The following is a 16417-nucleotide window of genomic DNA, read 5'->3' on the forward strand; positions in this document are numbered from 1 at the left end:
GCGGCCGGGCGGCGGGAGCGGGGACCCGCGCGGCTCAGCCGTCGTTCTCCGTCTCCTCGGTGCCTTCCTGCTTGGTGCCGCTCACCTTGAAGGACTTGTCCAGGTACACCTCGACCGTGGTGCCGTCCTCCTTCTTCACCTCCACCGCGTACATGCCGGGCTTCTCCGCGTCCTCCTCGGACTTGATCACCGTGCCCGGATGGGCGGCTATGGCCGCCGCCTCGGCCTTCTGCTTGATGTCGCCGGTCAGCGGCGGTTCCTTCTTGTCGTCGGTGTCGCCGGTGTCGCCGGCGGTATCGCCCGCGCCCTGGGCGGCCTGCTGGGTGTCCGACTTCGAACTTCCGGAATCGGCACCGGAGTCGGAACCGCCGCCGCAGGCCGCGAGGGCGAACATCAGCACGGCGGCGGGAGCGGCGAGAAGGGCACGACGGGGCAGAGTACGCATGAACTCGTCTCCAGATTGCGGGGATTCGGTGATTCGGGGATCCGGGAGTCGGACCACCGGGGGACGGCAACGACCCTAGGAAGACGCTGTCGAGAGACGGCCCAGCAGACGGAGAGCACAAGCCCAGCAGATGTCCAAAGTTTCGCCACGGATGCCTGTCTCATGTCAGGCGGCCGTCGACGGCTATGGGCGGTGGTGACGCGACCGCGGTGAGCGGGGTGCTCTCCCGGGTGGTGCGGGAGCGTGTCGTGATCACGGCCGACAAGCTGATAGCGGCCACGGCGGAGATCGCGCCGCCCAGAACGAGGCTGAAGCGGGCGCCGACCGTGTCCGCGACCAGGCCGACCAGAGGGGCGCCGATCGGAGTGCCGCCGAGCAGGACGAGGAGGTAGACGGAGACGACGCGGCCGCGCATGCCCGGGTCGGCGTTCAGCTGCGTCATGGCGTTGGCCGTGGTCATCACGGTCACTGCGGCCAGTCCGGTGGGCAGGAGTACGAGCAGGAAGGTGGCGTAGCCGGGCATGAAGCCGGCCAGGGCCTCCAGGATGCCGAACACGACCGTGGCGGTGACCAGGCGCCGGGCGGTGGGAGGTTTTCGTCTGCCGGCGCCTCTCAGCGCGCCGACGAGGCTGCCGATGGCGTAGGCGGCGGACAGGTAACCGTAGGCGGCGGAGCCCGAGTTGAAGACCGTTATGGCGATCAGCGAGATGGTGACCTGGAAGTTGAGGCCGAAGGTGCCGACGAAGGCGATGACCGTGATCGGCAGCAGCAGTTCCGGTGTGGCGCGGATCGCTCGGAACGCGTCCGCCAGGCGGGTGTTCGCGCGGTTCTTCTCCTTGGGCGCGTGGAGTTCGTCGGCGCGGATGGAGATCAGGCCGTAGAGGACGGCGAGGTACGAGGCCGCGTTGACCAGGAAGACGGGTCCGGTGCCCGCGGCGGCGACCGCCAGGCCCGCCACGGCCGGACCGATCGCGCGGGCGACATTGAACTGCGCGGAGTTCAGGCTGACCGCGTTGGCCAGGCGTTCCCGGCCGACGAGTTCGGAGACGAAGGCGCCTCGGGCCGGGCTGTCCAGTGCCGTGGCCGTGCCCAGCAGGAAGGCCAGCAGGTACACCGCCCACAGGTTCACCGCGCCGGTGACCGTCAGTACGCCCAGCACGAGCGACTGCACCCCCATGGCGGACTGCGTGACGATCAGCAGGCGGCGTTTGGCGAACCGGTCCGCGAAGACGCCCCCGGAGAGCCCGAAGAGTGTCTGCGGCAGGAACTGCAGCGCGGTGAGTATGCCGACGGCGCTGCCGCTGTTGCCGGTGAGCTGGAGGACCAGCAGGTCCTGGGCGGCGCGCTGCATCCAGGTGCCGATGTTGGAGACGAGCTGCCCGATCAGGTAACGGCGGAAGTTGCCGGCCCCGAGCGTGGCGAGTGCCTCGCTCGGGGCCCGTCGCTTCCCGCCTCTGCGGACGCGGCGGTGCTTGCTCATGGCCTGGCCTGCTACGGGAGGGATCCGGCGGGGACGGGCGCGTGGTCGAGGTGGTGGAACCGCGGCGCGGGGTGCATCAGGAACTCGTGGTGGGAGATGTTCCAGGCGTACGCCCCGGCCAGGGAGAAGGCGATCCTGTCGCCGACGCGCAGCCGTCCTGCCCGCACGTTGCTCGCCAGGACGTCCTTGGGCGTGCACAACTGCCCGACCAGCGTGACGAGTTCGTCCTCGACTTCGGGGCGCTTCCAGGGCCGGTCCCAGATGTCGACGGGGATCGTGGTGAACGGCTGGTTGTGCTGCTTGGTGGCCGGCGTGCGCAGGTGATGGGTGCCGCCGCGCAGGACGGCGAAGGCGCGGCCGTGGCTGCGCTTGATGTCGAGGACCTCGGTGACGTACCAGCCGCAGTACACGGAGACCGAACGGCCCGGTTCGACGCGCAGGGTCAGGCCGGGACGGCCCTCCAGCAGGCGGCGCAGGCCGGCGCCGAAGGCCGCCCAGTCGAAGCGCCGGCCGGGGTCGGCGTAGTCGACCTCCATGCCACCGCCGAGGTTGACCTCGGTCAGCTCCACGCCGTGCCGGTCGGCCCATTCCCTCGCCCAGGTCACGACCTGCCCGGCGAGGTCGAGGTGCGCGGCGGCGTCGAGGCCGCTGGCGAGGTGGACGTGGATGCCGCGCAGCCGGAGGCGGGGGTCGTCGGCGATGAGGGCGAGGCAGCGGTCGAGGTGGCCCGGGTCGAGGCCGAAGGGGCTGGGCCGGCCGCCCATGGCGAGGGCCACCGGGCCGAGGGCGATCGGGAGGTTGACCCGGAGCAGGACGTCCACGGTGCGCTCGGCGAGCAAGCTGGTGAGCTGGTGGAGTTCTTGTTCGCTCTCGATGTGCAGGCGGTCCACCGGGGCTTGGAGGGCCTGTTCGAGTTCGGCGGGCGTCTTGCCGGGGCCGCCGAAGGCGATCGGCGCATCGGGGCAGGTGGTCAGGACGTGGTGGAGTTCGCCGCCGGAGGCGACCTCGAAGCCGTCGACGTGGTCGCGCAGGACGTCCAGGAGCCGGGGGTCGGAGTTGGCCTTGGCGGCGTAGAAGAGCTGGACGCGTTCGGGGAGGGCGGCGCGGATGGCGGCCGCGTGCTCGCGCAGGTCCCGCAGGTCGTAGACGTAGGCCGGGAGGTCTTCGGCGGCCTGCTCGGCTACGTACTGGAGAAGTTGCTGCCTCACCGGGTCACCTCGCGCGGGAAGCCCTCGCCCAGTGGGCTGGGCAGCGGGACGTAGTCGGCGTACCGGTCGGCCTGCCGGGACCAGCGCAGCAGCAGGTTGGCCTTGGCGGGCAGCGGGACGCCCGAGAGCAGTGCGCGCAGCCGGGGCGGCTCGCCCGTAGCGCGGGAGTAGGCGTCGAGGTGGTCGCGGACCAGGCCCCACAGGGCGGGTTCCAGGGCGGGGTCGGTGTCGGCGAGGGCGGCGAGGACCTCGGCGGTGTGGTTGACCAGGAGGCAGTAGGCCACCCGGTTCCAGCCGCGTTCGGCGTCGTACGTCATCGGCGTGCGCACGTCCTCGGGCAGGGCGGCGAGGAACGGGCGGTGGTGTTCGGGGACGAGCTTGGTCCCCTCCAGATCACGGAAGATCATCTGGGCGGGGGTGCCGGCGTCGTCGACTCCCACGACGACGTTCTGGAGGTGGGGTTCGAGGACGATGCCGTGCTCGAAGTAGGCGGTCAGGACCGGTGGCAGCAGCAGGCCGAGATAGGCGTCCCACCAGGCGAGCACATCGCCGTCACCGCGGGCCAGGAGACGGGAGACGTGGGCCGAACTGGTGGGGTGCTCGTCGGCGATCGCGGCGGCCAGCAGCGGGGTCACGCCCGGACGCAGGTGTTCGCGCAGGCCGGTGCGGACGATGACACCGAAGCCCTCCACGAGGGAGAGGTCGTCGTCGAGGGCGAGGGTGCGGTAACCCGGCTCGGCGAGCAGTGAACTTCCGGCATGGGTCCGGCCGATGTCGTCGAAGACGGGGTGGAGCAGCCGGTTCAGGGCCACGGCACCGGACAGCTCGTACGCGGCGTTCTTGCGGACACAGTTGGTCAGGCGGACGTTGAGGCTGAACTTCAGGAACGTGTCGGCGTCCGGCTGGTACAGGGTCCGCACCGAGGCGGTGGGGACGAAGTCCGGGCCCGCGACCCCCGTGTCGACGATCGAGCCCGCGGCCAGGGCCTCGCGCAGGGCGAGGTGGTCGGCGAGCAGCCGGTACTGCCACGGGTGCACCGGCAGGGTCACGTAGTCCCCTCGCCCGTACGGATGAAGCGCGTCGAGCCTGCTCAGGTCGCCTTCCTCGCGCACCAGACGCCGGTGGACGGCGAGGTGGCGCAGCGGGAAGCGGGTGCCTGTCTCGGGGCCGTAGTCCAGCCAGTCCTCGGGGTCGCCGGTGCGCGACTTGGGCGCGGGGTGGAAGCGGTGACCGAAGACAAGGGACTGCTCGGACTCCAGGTACGGGTCCTGTGGCAGGGCCACGGTGGCACGCCGCTCCAGGACGGTGTGGATGGTGTTCCGGCTGTCGGTGACCTGGGCCAGAAACTCGTCGTTGGCCAGGCCGGTGCGCAGTTCCAGTTCGTCCTGGATGTATCCGGCGAGCTCGCGCCACCCGATCGCGGACCAGTCCCCGCCGTCGTGCCGCTCGATCGGGCCGTCGAAGCGGTGCGCGCCGATCAGGGAGATACGGCGCAGCGGGACGCGGAGCAGGACGTCGCGGCGGGGCAGCCACAGCAGCAGGTCGTCCTGGTCGACGGTGACCTGGCGCTCGGGCGCGGAGACCTCGCGGATCAGGCAGTTGAGCAGGGTGTGGGCGGTGACGGCGTCGGCGGCCCCGTCGGGACTGTCGGTGGTGGCGAGAACGGCGCCGATGGTGCTGGGGACGGTCATGCGGAAGGACTCCAGTCGGTGCAAGGAGAGGTGCGGGAGGCCGGCCGGGCCCGGCGGACGGAAGCGGGTGGTCAGCGGTGGCGGGCCAGGGGATTGGGGACGGGAGTCCACTGGGCGACACCGGAGGCTTCGGCCAGGCGCATCGCGACGGTCGCCTTCAGCGGCAGCGTGTCGCCGAAGAACACCTCCCGGTCCGCGCCCGCGTCGGGAAGGTCGGCGTAGACGCGGCGGCCTACGGCGGCCACCGCTGCCCACAACTGCTCGGGGTCGGCGCCGTGCGTGCGCGACAACACGGAGACCAGCTCGCTGAAGACGCCGCTGAGCAGGCCGCCGAACAGCTTGGTGCGCAGCGCCGTCTCGTCGTTCCCGGCCCGGGTGCCGTCCAGCGGCGGGAGCGAGAAGCCGTGGCGGGCGAGCCGGCCCGGGTGGATGCGCACACCGTCCAGGTCGCGGTAGAGCACCCGCACCGGGCGTCCGTCGCGGAGCGCGACGAGCGTGTTCTGGCCGTGGGCCTCCAGGGCGACGCCCATGGACAACAGGGTCAGCGCGGGCGGCAGGACGAGTTCCGCGAACCGAGTCAGCCAGGTGACCGGGTCGCCGCTCACCAGGCGGGCCCCCGTGGCGTGGACGGCGGTGAGCGGGACGGCGATCTCCTCCGGACCGAGGTGCCGTTCGCCGGCCTCACGGACCATCACCGCCAGGCTCGCCGAGGGCCGGCCGTCCACACGGACGGCGCCACCGGCGAGTTCACGCAGGATGCGCAGGCTCTCACCGTGGCCGGCCTTGTCGACGACGGCGGTGACCAGCTCGGACAGGGGGACCCCGTCGGCCACCTCGGCCGGCGAGATGGTGCGCCGGTAGTTGGTGACCTGCACGTCCAGCGCCGTCTTGATGTGACAGCCGGGCAGGGCGTCGAGGGGGGACACGGTCCGCATCGACAGCAGCGGGCGGGCAGCGATCGTACGGTCCACGACCGCGAGGTCGGGCTGGTGCGCGAGGACGTGGGCGCGCTGCCAGGGGTGGACCGGCATCAGGACGGTGTCGCCGTCGCGCAGTTCCCGCGGCCAGTCGCCGGTGCCCTGCCAGCGATCGGCCGGTACGGCGACGAGCGCCAGTGCTATGACGGGGTGGTGCTCGGGCGCGTAGGCGAGCACTTCGGCGACGGATAGTCCGGTGCGCGTGCGGCAGCAGGGGTGCTGGGGGTGGCCGTCGACCACGGCCTGTTCAGCGTCGGCGGAGTCCCGTACCTCGTACGGCCCCTGGTTCGCCGCGCGGGCCAGGGCCAGGTTGGCGACGCTGTTGTCGAGCTCGGCGGCCAGACGTGACGCGGCCAGCGGGTGGACGCCGAGGGCGGCGAGGAGCCGGGTCGGTTCGTCGATCGGGCCACTGGCGCCCTGCACGACGAAGTCGGCGGGGATCGGTGCGAATCGTTCGGTGGCAGCGGCAGAGCCCGTGAGCTGCCCACCGCCCTTGAGGCGGATGACGAGATCGCCTGCGTCGTGGTCGCGGTCGGCGATACCGGGGAGCGGTTCGCGGGCGAAGGCGCCCCAGAGCCGGCCGAGCACCGTGGCACGCGCACCGGGGAGCGCGGCCATGAAGGGGTCGACCAGATCGGGGCGCGCGTGGCGCAGTTCGTCGATCGTGCTGCTGTACGGCATGTTTCACCGTCCCGTGGCATAGGAAAGCAAGGGGGATGCCGCGGAGGCGAAAAGAAAGCGCGAATGCGAGCGCCGTCCGCGATCAGCTGCCGTCAACGTTACGGGATTGTTGGTTAGCCGATTCCCAGAGAAAAGGAAGGGCGGGGTCAGAATCGATCCAGTATTCCGTCCGCTCCGCCGTGTCGTGGAACGGAACTGTCTGCGGACAATTGGCCGCATAGCCCTGGCCGGAGAGTCCCGCGCTGTACTTTCTTAACAGTCTGTTTGCTCGGCACTGTCATTTCACTGGCGTTGTGCTGTAGCGGGGCCCGTAGGGTCAAATGATGTGCGTCTCTTACTGATCGAGGACGATGACCGGGTCGCCGGCCCGCTGATGGAGGGCTTGAGCCGTTACGGGTTCACCGTCGAGCACGCCCGTACCGGCGCCGACGGGCTCGCCGCCGCGGAAACGGCGATGGTGCTGCTGGACCTGGAACTGCCCGACATGGACGGCATCGATGTCTGCCGGACGCTCCGGCTGCGCTCCCAGGTGCCCATCATCATGATCAGCGCGAGAAACGACGAGGTCGACCGGGTTCTCGGTCTGGAGCTGGGAGCCGATGACTACCTGTCAAAGCCGTTCGGGGTCCGAGAACTGGTCGCACGGATCCGCGCCGTCTTCCGGCGTGCCGGACCCGCCGCGGCCAAGCCGGTCCCGGCCGTTCCGGCCGTTCCGGCCGCGGAGGGCGACCGCCCTGATCCGGTGGCCCACGCCCAGCGGATCGGCCCGCTGACCATCGACCGTCGGGGCCGCCAGGTCCACCTGCACCGGTCCTCCGTGGCCCTCGCGCCCAAGGAGTTCGACCTGCTCGCCTACCTCGCCGACGATCCCGGCGCCGTGCGCACCCGGCAGCAGATCCTGGACGCCGTGTGGGAACCGCATTACTTCGGCCCCACCAAGACCCTGGACGTCCATGTCGCCGCGCTGCGCCGCAAACTCGGTGACGCCGCCTGGATCGACAACATCCGCGGCGTGGGATTCCGGCTCGCGCCGCCCGCCGACGCCGCGGCCGCCGGGCAGGCCGAGGAGAACGTCCGAGAAGGTGACCGGTGACCCGCCGCCTCCTGCTCAGCTATGTCAGCCTCACCCTGCTGGTGCTGCTGTGCCTGGAAGTGCCGTTCGGCTACGTCTACGCCCGTGGGGAGATGTCGCGGTTCACCGGAAACGGGCAGCAGGCCGCGGTCATGCTCACGGAAATGCTGGAGGAAAAGGTCGAGCGGCCGGGCGTCACCGACGTTCCCGAACAGGTGACGAGCTTCGCGCGGCGCACCGGCAGCCACGTGGTCGTCGTCGACAGAAAAGGAAAACTGCTCAGCGACTCACGCAATGCCGTGCCCACCGGTACGGACCTGTCCGCGCGGCCGGACATCGCCACCGCCCTGGCCAACCGTCCCAGTTCCGGCACCCGGCAGGATCCGGCCCTCGGTGAGGACGTCTTCTTCGCCACGGTGCCGGGCGCCTCGGGCAGCACGATCCGCTGCGTCGTACGGGTGTCGTTTCCCCTCACCGCGGTGACGGTCAAGGTTCATGACGCCTGGCTGGCGCTGGCGGTCGGGGGGTTGGGGGTGCTGGCGGCCGTCGCGCTGATAGCTCTCGCGCTGGCCCGCTGGATCACCTGCCCGGTGCGGGCGTTGGAGCACGCCACGACGCAGCTCGCCGACGGCACCCTGAAGGACCTGCCCGCCACCGACCTCGGGCCCCCCGAGCTGCGGCGCCTGGCCTCCTGCTTCGTCCGCACCGCGACCCGGCTGCAGCATCTGCTCAAGGCCCAGCACGCCTTCGCCTCGGAGGCGTCCCATCAGCTGAAGACCCCGCTGACCGCGCTGCGGCTGCGACTGGAGAACTTCGAGCCCTATCTCGACCCACGGGCACAACCCAGCCTCGACGAGGCGGTGGGCGAGGTGGAACGGCTCAGTCGCATGGTGCACGGTCTGCTGGCCCTGGCCCGGCTGGAGAACGCGGCGACCACCCCGGAGGCCACCGACCTGGACTCCGTCATCGCCGATCGCGCGGCCGTGTGGGCCGCCTTCGCCGGCGAGCACTACGTGGACATCGTCGTGGCCGGGCCGAGGGTCGGCCGGGTGTGGGCCATCCCCGACGCCCTGGAGCAGATCATCGACAATCTGCTCTCCAACGCCCTGCGCGTCTCGCCGCCCGAAACCACGATCACCCTGGCCACCGCGCGGGCAGGCGGTCCGCCCGCAGCAGTGGAACTGCACGTGATCGACCAGGGTCCGGGCATGACCGAGGACCAGCGGCTACGCGCCTTCGACCGTTTCTGGCGCGCGAACGACGCCGACCACGAGGGCACCGGGCTGGGCCTGCCCATCGTGCGGCAGCTGGCCCGCGCCTCGGGCGGCGAGGTGACCTTGCGGGCCGCTTCCGGCGGGGGGCTCGATGCCGTCGTCCGGCTCAGGACCACCGGCGCACACCGCTCGACCCATCCGCGACGTCCCCGGTCGGCGATATGGGGGAGACAGGACGGTGTGCCACCCGTCCCCGCCGAACGCCCGCTCGCCGTATCCGACTGGCAGCAATGAGGTTCGCCGCACTCCAAGCCCGTAAGCACCACATCCCTCCCCGCACCACGAACGATCACGGACACACCCATGACGACGAACACCGACATCTCGTGCACCGCAGGCGGCGGGCAGGCCGTGCCGGCCGGACCCGCACCCAAGACCATGCGACTTCTCCTCGTCGAGGACGACGACCGGATCGCCGGCCCCATCATGGAAGGGCTGGACCGCTACGGCTTCGCCGTCGACCATGTGAAATCCGGGGCCTCGGCCCTGTCGGCCTCCCCCGCCGCCCTCGTCCTGCTGGACCTCGGACTGCCCGACATGGACGGCATCGACGTCTGCCGGGCCCTGCGCGCCCGCTCCGCGGTCCCCATCATCATGATCACCGCACGGAGCGAGGAGGCGGACCGCGTCGTCGGCCTGGAGGTCGGGGCGGACGACTACCTGTCCAAGCCTTTCGGCGTACGCGAGTTGGTGGCCCGTATCCGAGCGGTCACCCGCCGCACCCACCCCGAGAGGCACGCCCCACCGCGCACCGGCACCGGCACCGGCACCGGCACCGGCACCGGCACCACCGGAGTGCCCCTCGAAGGCTCACCGCACGCGCGACTCCCCGAGGAGCGCGGCGACCAGCGCCTCGGCCCGCTGACCATCAACCGGCGGACCAGGGGCGTCACCCTCGACAGCCGCCCGCTCACCCTCACTCCGAAGGAGTTCGATCTCCTGGCCCAACTGGCCGGCGATCCCGGCGCCGTGCACTCCCGCCAGCAGATCCTCGACACGGTGTGGGACCCGAACTACTTCGGCCCCACCCGCACACTCGACGTGCATGTGTCGGCGCTGCGCCGCAAGTTGGGCGACCCGTCCTGGATCGCCACCGTCCGCGGCATCGGCTTCCGGCTCACCGTTCCCGGCGACAGCGGGTACGCCTGAACGACGCCGCCGACGGCGAGCTCACGGCAACCGGCCTACAACCCCACGATCTTGTTCCACCGCTGGGCGAACTCCACCCGTTCCGTGGAGGTGATGTCCCGGGCGATGGCGAGGTGCTTGCGCATCGTGTCGTCCGGGAAGATCAGGGGGTTGTCGGCGAGGGCAGCGGTGTCCGCGTCCTTGGAGGCGGCCAGGACCTCCCGGGCGGCCGGCACCGGGCAGACGTAGTTGACCCAGGCGGCGAGCTCCGCGGCGACCTCGGGCTCGTAGTAGTAGTCGATCAGACGCTCGGCGTTGGCCTTGTGGCGGGCCCGGTTGGGGATCATCAGGGAGTCCGACCAGAGTTCGGCGCCCTCCTCGGGGACGACGAAGCGGATGTCGGGGTTGTCGGCCTGGAGCTGGATCACGTCGCCGGAGTAGGCCTGGCAGGCCAGTACGTCGCCGCTGACCAGGTCCTTGGTGTAGTCGTTGCCGGTGAAGCGGCGGATCTGGCCCCGGCGGACCTCCTTCTCCACCTGGTCGCACACCTGGTGGAAGTCGTCCGCCGTCCATTTGGTGATGTCGACGCCGTTGCCCTGCATCAGCAGCGCGAACGCCTCGTCGAGGCCGGACAGCAGGGTCACGCGGCCCTTGAGGTCGTCCGCCCACAGGTCGGAGACCCGGCGGATCTCGCGGCCGAGCTTGCGGCGGTTGTATGCGATGCCCGTGATGCCCGACTGCCACGGCACCGTGCACCTGCGGCCGGGGTCGAAGGCCGGTGAACGGAGCAGGGGGTCGAGGTACTTCGCCACGTTCGACTGGTGGGCGCGGTCCATCCGCTGCACCCAGCCCAGCCGCACGAACCGCGCGCACATCCAGTCGCTCATGACGATCAGGTCGCGGCCCGTCGACTGGTGGTTCATCAGCGCGGGGCTGATCTTGCCGAAGAACTCGTCGTTGTCGTTGATCTCCTCGACGTAGTCGACGGAGATGCCCGTGCGCTTCTCGAAGGCTTCCAGCGTGGGCCGCTTGTTCGGGTTGTCGTCGTCGGTGTCGATGTACAGCGGCCAGTTCGCCCAGGCCAGCCTCTTGTCGGTGGCGGACAGGTCCGCGACGGCACGGTCGCCGGGCCGCACGTAGGCGGCGGGCACCCCGCAGCCGGCGAGCGCACCGAGCGCGGCGGTGCCGCCCAGCGCGCGCAGCAGGGAACGGCGGGAGACGGGGTGGGAAGGAGTCTGGGCCATTCGCGAAGCATGCCTTTCGCCGCTGTGGCCGGACAATCGACGCTGCGTCGAGCGGGTCCGGCGGTAACCGACACCTTGTCGATCAATGGCGGCCGCGCGTAGGTCAGTTGCGGTCGGTTGCGGCCTGGATGTCGGTCACGGGGCGCCGGTCTCCGGCAAAAAACGTCGCGGCCCCGGACGGACCGTCCTCCGTCCGGGGCCGCGCGTGCGGTGCGTCAGCCGTCGAGGGACGTCATGACGTGCTTGATGCGGGTGTAGTCGTCGAAGCCGTAGCCCGACAGGTCCTTGCCGTAGCCGGACTTCTTGAAGCCGCCGTGCGGCATCTCGGCGACCAGCGGGATGTGGGTGTTGATCCACACGCAGCCGAAGTCCAGGACCTTTGACATCCGCATGGCGCGGGCGTGGTCCTTGGTCCACACGGAGGAGGCCAGGGCGTACTCGACGCCGTTGGCCCACTCGATGGCCTGGCCCTCGTCCGAGAAGGACTGGACGGTGATGACCGGGCCGAAGACCTCCTTCTGGACGATCTCGTCGTCCTGCTTGAGGCCCGAGACGACGGTCGGGGCGTAGAAGTAGCCCTTGTCGCCGACCTGGTGGCCGCCGGCCTCGACCTTGGCGTGCGCGGGCAGGCGCTCGATGAAGCCGGAGACCTGCTTGAGCTGGTTCGGGTTGTTCAGCGGGCCGTAGAGCACGTCCTCGTCGTCCGGCTGGCCGGTCTTCGTCTCGGCGGCGGCCTTGGCCAGCGCGGCGACGAACTCGTCGTGGATGGACTCCTGGACGAGCACGCGGGTGGCGGCGGTGCAGTCCTGGCCGGCGTTGAAGAAGCCCGCCACGGAGATGTCCTCGACGGCCTTGGCGATGGCCGCACTGTCGAGGTCATCGAATACGACGACCGGCGCCTTGCCGCCCAGCTCCAGGTGGACGCGCTTGAGGTCCTTGGACGCGGACTCGGCGACCGACATGCCGGCGCGCACGGAGCCGGTGATGGAGGCCATCGCCGGGGTCGGGTGCTCGACCATCGCGCGACCGGTGTCACGGTCACCGCAGATGACGTTGAAGACGCCCTTGGGCAGGATCGAGCCGATGATGTCGGCCATCAGGACGGTGGAGGCGGGGGTCGTGTCCGAGGGCTTCAGCACGACCGTGTTGCCGGCGGCGATCGCCGGGGCGAACTTCCACACGGCCATCATCATCGGGTAGTTCCACGGCGCGACCTGCGCGCAGACGCCGACCGGCTCGCGGCGGATCATGGAGGTCATGCCCTCCATGTACTCACCGGCGGAGCGGCCCTCCAGCATGCGCGCCGCGCCCGCGAAGAAGCGGATCTGGTCGACCATCGGCGGGATCTCCTCGGAGCGGGTCAGGCCGACCGGCTTGCCCGTGTTCTCCACCTCCGCCGCGATGAGTTCCTCGGCGCGCTCCTCGAACGCGTCGGCGATCTTCAGGAGGGCCTTCTGCCGCTCGGCGGGCGTCGTGTCGCGCCAGGCCGGGAAGGCCGCGGCGGCGGCCGCCATGGCGGCGTCGACGTCCGTCTCACCGGACAGCGGGGCGGTCGCGTAGGCCTCGCCGGTCGCGGGGTTGACCACCTCGGTGGTCCGTCCGTCGGCGGCGTCCCGGAACTCACCGTCGATGTAGTTGCGCAGACGACGCAGCTCGGTGCTCACTGCCGGCCCTCCAAGGTGTTCGGGGTGCGGGTTTGTCCAGTCACTGAGACACCCACACTAGTCCGAGACCCCACGTTTTCAACACCCCCGATCCCATCAAGGCTGCGAAATCCGCAGGACCCGGTCACACAAACAACGAATTTCATCGCTTCGGCCTTGCGGAACTGTCGAGACGTCGTGCACAGTGAGGCCGTGGCCAGTCGAAGCGCAGACCAGAGGGACTCGCCCCGCGAGTCCAGGAACGGCAACCACCAGTTGGATGCCGTCTCCCTCGCCATCATTCAGCAGCTCCAGGAGGACGGCCGCCGGCCGTACGCCGCGATCGGCAAGGCCGTCGGGCTCTCCGAGGCGGCCGTGCGCCAGCGCGTCCAGAAGCTGCTGGACCAGGGCGTCATGCAGATCGTCGCCGTCACGGACCCGCTCACCGTGGGCTTCCGCCGGCAGGCGATGGTCGGCATCAACGTCGAGGGCGATGTCGAGTCGATCGCTGACGCGCTGAGCGCCATGTCGGAAGTCGAGTACGTGGTGATGGCCGCGGGCTCGTTCGACATCCTCGCCGAGATCGTCTGCGAGGACGACGACCACCTGCTGGACGTCATCAACAAACGCATCCGGGCGCTGCCCGGCGTGCGCTCCACCGAGAGCTTCGTCTACCTGAAGCTCAAGAAGCAGACCTACATGTGGGGAACCCGATAACCGTGACCCAGAAGGACCTCAGCAAGACCGCGTACGACCACCTGTGGATGCACTTCACCCGCATGTCCTCGTACGAGAACTCCCCCGTTCCCACGATCGTCCGTGGCGAGGGCACCTACATCTACGACGACAAGGGCAAGCGCTACCTGGACGGTCTCGCGGGTCTGTTCGTGGTCCAGGCCGGTCACGGCCGCATGGAGCTCGCCGAGACCGCCTCCAAGCAGGCCCAGGAGCTGGCGTTCTTCCCGGTGTGGTCCTACGCCCACCCGAAGGCCGTGGAACTGGCGGAGCGCATCGCCGACTACGCCCCGGGCGACCTGAACAAGGTCTTCTTCACCACCGGCGGCGGTGAGGCGGTCGAGACCGCCTGGAAGCTCGCCAAGCAGTACTTCAAGCTCACCGGCAAGCCGACCAAGTACAAGGTCATCTCCCGCGCGGTCGCCTACCACGGCACCCCGCAGGGCGCCCTGTCGATCACCGGCCTGCCGGGTCTGAAGGCCCCCTTCGAGCCGCTGGTGCCGGGTGCGCACAAGGTGCCGAACACCAACATCTACCGCGCCCCGATCTTCGGCGACGACCCCGAGGCCTTCGGCCGCTGGGCCGCCGACCAGATCGAGCAGGAGATCCTCTTCGAGGGCCCGGACACCGTCGCCGCGGTCTTCCTGGAGCCGGTGCAGAACGCCGGTGGCTGCTTCCCGCCGCCGCCCGGCTACTTCCAGCGCGTGCGCGAGATCTGCGACAAGTACGACGTGCTGCTGGTCTCGGACGAGGTCATCTGCGCCTTCGGCCGCCTGGGCACGATGTTCGCCTGCGACAAGTTCGGCTACGTCCCGGACATGATCACCTGCGCCAAGGGCATGACCTCGGGCTACTCCCCGATCGGCGCCTGCGTGGTCTCCGACCGGATCGCCGAGCCGTTCTACAAGGGCGACAACACCTTCCTGCACGGCTACACCTTCGGCGGCCACCCGGTGTCGGCCGCGGTGGGCCTGGCGAACCTGGACCTGTTCGAGCGCGAGGGCCTCAACCAGCACGTGCTGGACAACGAGGGCGCGTTCCTGTCCACGCTGCAGAAGCTGCACGACCTGCCGATCGTCGGCGACGTCCGCGGCAACGGCTTCTTCTACGGCATCGAGTTGGTCAAGGACAAGCACACCAAGGAGTCCTTCAACGACGAGGAGACCGAGCGCGTCCTGTACGGCTTCCTCTCGAAGGCGCTCTTCGAGAACGGCCTGTACTGCCGTGCCGACGACCGTGGTGACCCGGTCATCCAGCTCGCCCCGCCGCTGATCTCCAACCAGGACACGTTCGACGAGATCGAGCAGATCCTGCGCGCGACGCTGACGGAGGCGTGGACGAAGCTGTGATCAGCTGACGCTGTGACCGGTTCCGGCCCCGGGCCGCCCATTCGAGTGAGAAAGGGCGGCCCGGGGCCGTGTGCTGTCCGGCCTCCCGCCGTGGCCTGCCTAGCGTGCCAGTGACCGATCGGCCCCCGCCTTCGTTCCCCCGCACGGGGGATTTCGCGAATCGCGCACGGCTTTTCCGATCCGAACCGAGGTGTACGCCCATGGAGGTTCCGCCGGACAACGATGTGCTCTGGGCACGCTCCCTGCACTTCCGACACCAGGACGGCTCGCCCGCGCTCGCCGGTGTCTCGCTCGGCGTGCGGGAGGCCGAGATCCTCGCCGTCAGCGGCCCGCGCGGCAGCGGCAAGACCACGCTCCTGCGCTGCCTGTCCGGCCTGGTGTCGGCGCAGAGCGGCGAGGTCTGGTTCAACAGCGTTCCCGTGCACACCATGGGCCCCCTCGTCCGGGAACGCATGCGCCGCGACCGCTTCGGCTGGATCGACCCGGCGCCGGTGCTCGTCCCCGAGCTGAACGTGTGGGAGAACGCCGCCCTGCCCCTGATGCTGCGCGGCACCGGCCGCCGCCGGGCCAAGACGGCCGCCCTGGAGTGGCTGGAGCGCCTCGACGTCGGCGACAAGGCCCGCAAGCGCCCGCAGGAGCTGCTCCAGGCCGAACGCCAGCGCGTCTGCATCGCCCGTGCCCTCGCCCCCGCGCCCACGGTGCTCTTCGCGGACGAGCCGACGGCTCCCCTGCACCGCGCCGATCGCGCCCACGTCCTGCGCACGCTGACGACGGCCGCCCGCTCGCACGGCATCACGGTGGTCCTGGCCACGCACGACGCCGACACCGCGGCCCTGGCCGACCGCACGGTGTCCCTGCTGGACGGGCGGTGCGTGAACACGGTGCATCTGCCCCCGGTCCCGGAGACGGAAGGCCGGGCCGCGTGCTCGCTCTCCGTCTGACCCGCCTCGCCCGCCCCGCGGTCCACGTCCGCCGCCTTCTGGTGACGGTCGCCGCGGCGGGCACGGGCTTCCTCCTGCTGAGCACCCTCGGCTACGCGCTGGGCCACCCCGAGACACCGGCGGCCTCGGCCCTGCGCCTGGCCTGGTGCGTGGCCCCGCTGGCCGCCACGGTCTACTTCGCGCTGGCGGTCGCCCGCACCGACCCCGCCACCAAGCCCCGCCCCGGCCTGTCCGCCTTCGGCCTGGGCCCGGGCCGCCTGATGGGGATCTCCGCCCTCACCACGGCCCTGTCCACCGTCCTGGGCTCGATGCTGGCGCTCCTCGTCTTCCTGCACCTGCGGGGCGACCTGACGGGCCTGCCCTTCGACCGCGCGGCCGCCGACTTCCTGGCCGCGGACCAGCCCCTACCCCTGCCGGCCGCGCTCACCCTGCTGGCCGTGCTCCCGGTCATCGCCTCCACCGCCGTGGCCCTCTCGCTGCGCCCCCGGGACCCCCGCCCCGCAGGTGCAGGAAGACGAGGAGCGCCAGCATCGAGCCCAGGACGGTGGA

13 protein-coding genes and 1 pseudogene are annotated in these 16417 nt (G+C 70.5%); 7 read left to right on the plus strand and 7 right to left on the minus strand.

Features of this window, described 5'->3' with window-relative positions; all coding sequences use genetic code 11:
- Positions 1-34: 34 nt before the first annotated feature.
- The 5 genes from IPZ69_RS30255 to IPZ69_RS30275 all read right to left on the minus strand — a co-directional run bounded on the left by IPZ69_RS30255 (position 35) and on the right by IPZ69_RS30275 (position 6482).
- Positions 35-445, minus strand: a complete 411-nt coding sequence (locus IPZ69_RS30255) for a peptidase (RefSeq protein ID WP_235457815.1) — start codon at positions 443-445, stop codon at positions 35-37.
- A 160-nt stretch (positions 446-605) separates the two neighbouring features.
- Positions 606-1925 carry an MFS transporter gene (locus IPZ69_RS30260; protein WP_235457817.1) on the minus strand — a complete coding sequence of 440 codons (1320 nt, stop codon included), beginning with the start codon at positions 1923-1925 and terminating at the stop codon, positions 606-608.
- Positions 1926-1936: 11 nt separating this feature from the next.
- Positions 1937-3133 (minus strand): type III PLP-dependent enzyme, encoded by a 1197-nt coding sequence (locus IPZ69_RS30265; RefSeq protein ID WP_235457818.1) that lies wholly within the window; start codon positions 3131-3133, stop codon positions 1937-1939.
- Complete coding sequence (locus IPZ69_RS30270) at positions 3130-4824, minus strand: IucA/IucC family protein (protein WP_235457820.1); 1695 nt, start codon at positions 4822-4824, stop codon at positions 3130-3132. The genes IPZ69_RS30265 and IPZ69_RS30270 overlap by 4 nt, the downstream gene beginning before the upstream one ends.
- Positions 4825-4895: 71 nt before the next feature.
- Complete coding sequence (locus tag IPZ69_RS30275) at positions 4896-6482, minus strand: IucA/IucC family protein (protein WP_235457822.1); 1587 nt, start codon at positions 6480-6482, stop codon at positions 4896-4898.
- 325 nt (positions 6483-6807) lie between these two features.
- Here IPZ69_RS30275 and IPZ69_RS30280 point away from each other — a divergent pair, with 325 nt between their 5' ends.
- The 3 genes from IPZ69_RS30280 to IPZ69_RS30290 all read left to right on the plus strand — a co-directional run bounded on the left by IPZ69_RS30280 (position 6808) and on the right by IPZ69_RS30290 (position 9977).
- The gene (locus tag IPZ69_RS30280) at positions 6808-7575 is read left to right on the plus strand and encodes a response regulator transcription factor (protein WP_235457824.1); all 768 of its coding nucleotides are present in this window, start codon (positions 6808-6810) and stop codon (positions 7573-7575) included.
- A complete protein-coding gene (locus IPZ69_RS30285) occupies positions 7572-9062 on the plus strand; it encodes a sensor histidine kinase (RefSeq protein ID WP_235457826.1) in 1491 nt (496 codons plus the stop codon). Before IPZ69_RS30280 ends, IPZ69_RS30285 begins: the two co-directional genes overlap by 4 nt.
- A gap of 144 nt (positions 9063-9206) precedes the next feature.
- Positions 9207-9977, plus strand: coding sequence for a response regulator transcription factor (locus IPZ69_RS30290; RefSeq protein ID WP_235457835.1), 771 nt, complete (start codon positions 9207-9209; stop codon positions 9975-9977).
- A gap of 35 nt (positions 9978-10012) precedes the next feature.
- On the opposite strand, the gene IPZ69_RS30295 is transcribed toward IPZ69_RS30290, so the two are convergent.
- Together IPZ69_RS30295 and IPZ69_RS30300 are read right to left on the minus strand one after the other, a co-directional pair.
- Complete coding sequence (locus IPZ69_RS30295) at positions 10013-11200, minus strand: extracellular solute-binding protein (protein ID WP_235457828.1); 1188 nt, start codon at positions 11198-11200, stop codon at positions 10013-10015.
- Positions 11201-11415: 215 nt separating this feature from the next.
- Positions 11416-12864 (minus strand): gamma-aminobutyraldehyde dehydrogenase, encoded by a 1449-nt coding sequence (locus IPZ69_RS30300; RefSeq protein WP_235457830.1) that lies wholly within the window; start codon positions 12862-12864, stop codon positions 11416-11418.
- Between the two features lie 177 nt (positions 12865-13041).
- Here IPZ69_RS30300 and IPZ69_RS30305 point away from each other — a divergent pair, with 177 nt between their 5' ends.
- From IPZ69_RS30305 to IPZ69_RS30320, 4 genes and pseudogenes are all read left to right on the plus strand, one after another.
- Positions 13042-13560 carry an Lrp/AsnC family transcriptional regulator gene (locus tag IPZ69_RS30305; RefSeq protein ID WP_235457831.1) on the plus strand — a complete coding sequence of 173 codons (519 nt, stop codon included), beginning with the start codon at positions 13042-13044 and terminating at the stop codon, positions 13558-13560.
- A gap of 2 nt (positions 13561-13562) precedes the next feature.
- The gene (locus tag IPZ69_RS30310) at positions 13563-14927 is read left to right on the plus strand and encodes an aspartate aminotransferase family protein (protein ID WP_235457832.1); all 1365 of its coding nucleotides are present in this window, start codon (positions 13563-13565) and stop codon (positions 14925-14927) included.
- A 200-nt stretch (positions 14928-15127) separates the two neighbouring features.
- Positions 15128-15868 (plus strand): ABC transporter ATP-binding protein, encoded by a 741-nt coding sequence (locus tag IPZ69_RS30315; RefSeq protein ID WP_235457833.1) that lies wholly within the window; start codon positions 15128-15130, stop codon positions 15866-15868.
- Positions 15850-16417: pseudogene (locus tag IPZ69_RS30320) on the plus strand (hypothetical protein); the annotation flags it as partial. The gene IPZ69_RS30315 and the pseudogene IPZ69_RS30320, both read left to right, overlap by 19 nt.

The sequence above is a fragment of the Streptomyces olivochromogenes genome (assembly GCF_021538895.1).
Taxonomy (GTDB): domain Bacteria; phylum Actinomycetota; class Actinomycetes; order Streptomycetales; family Streptomycetaceae; genus Streptomyces; species Streptomyces olivochromogenes_A.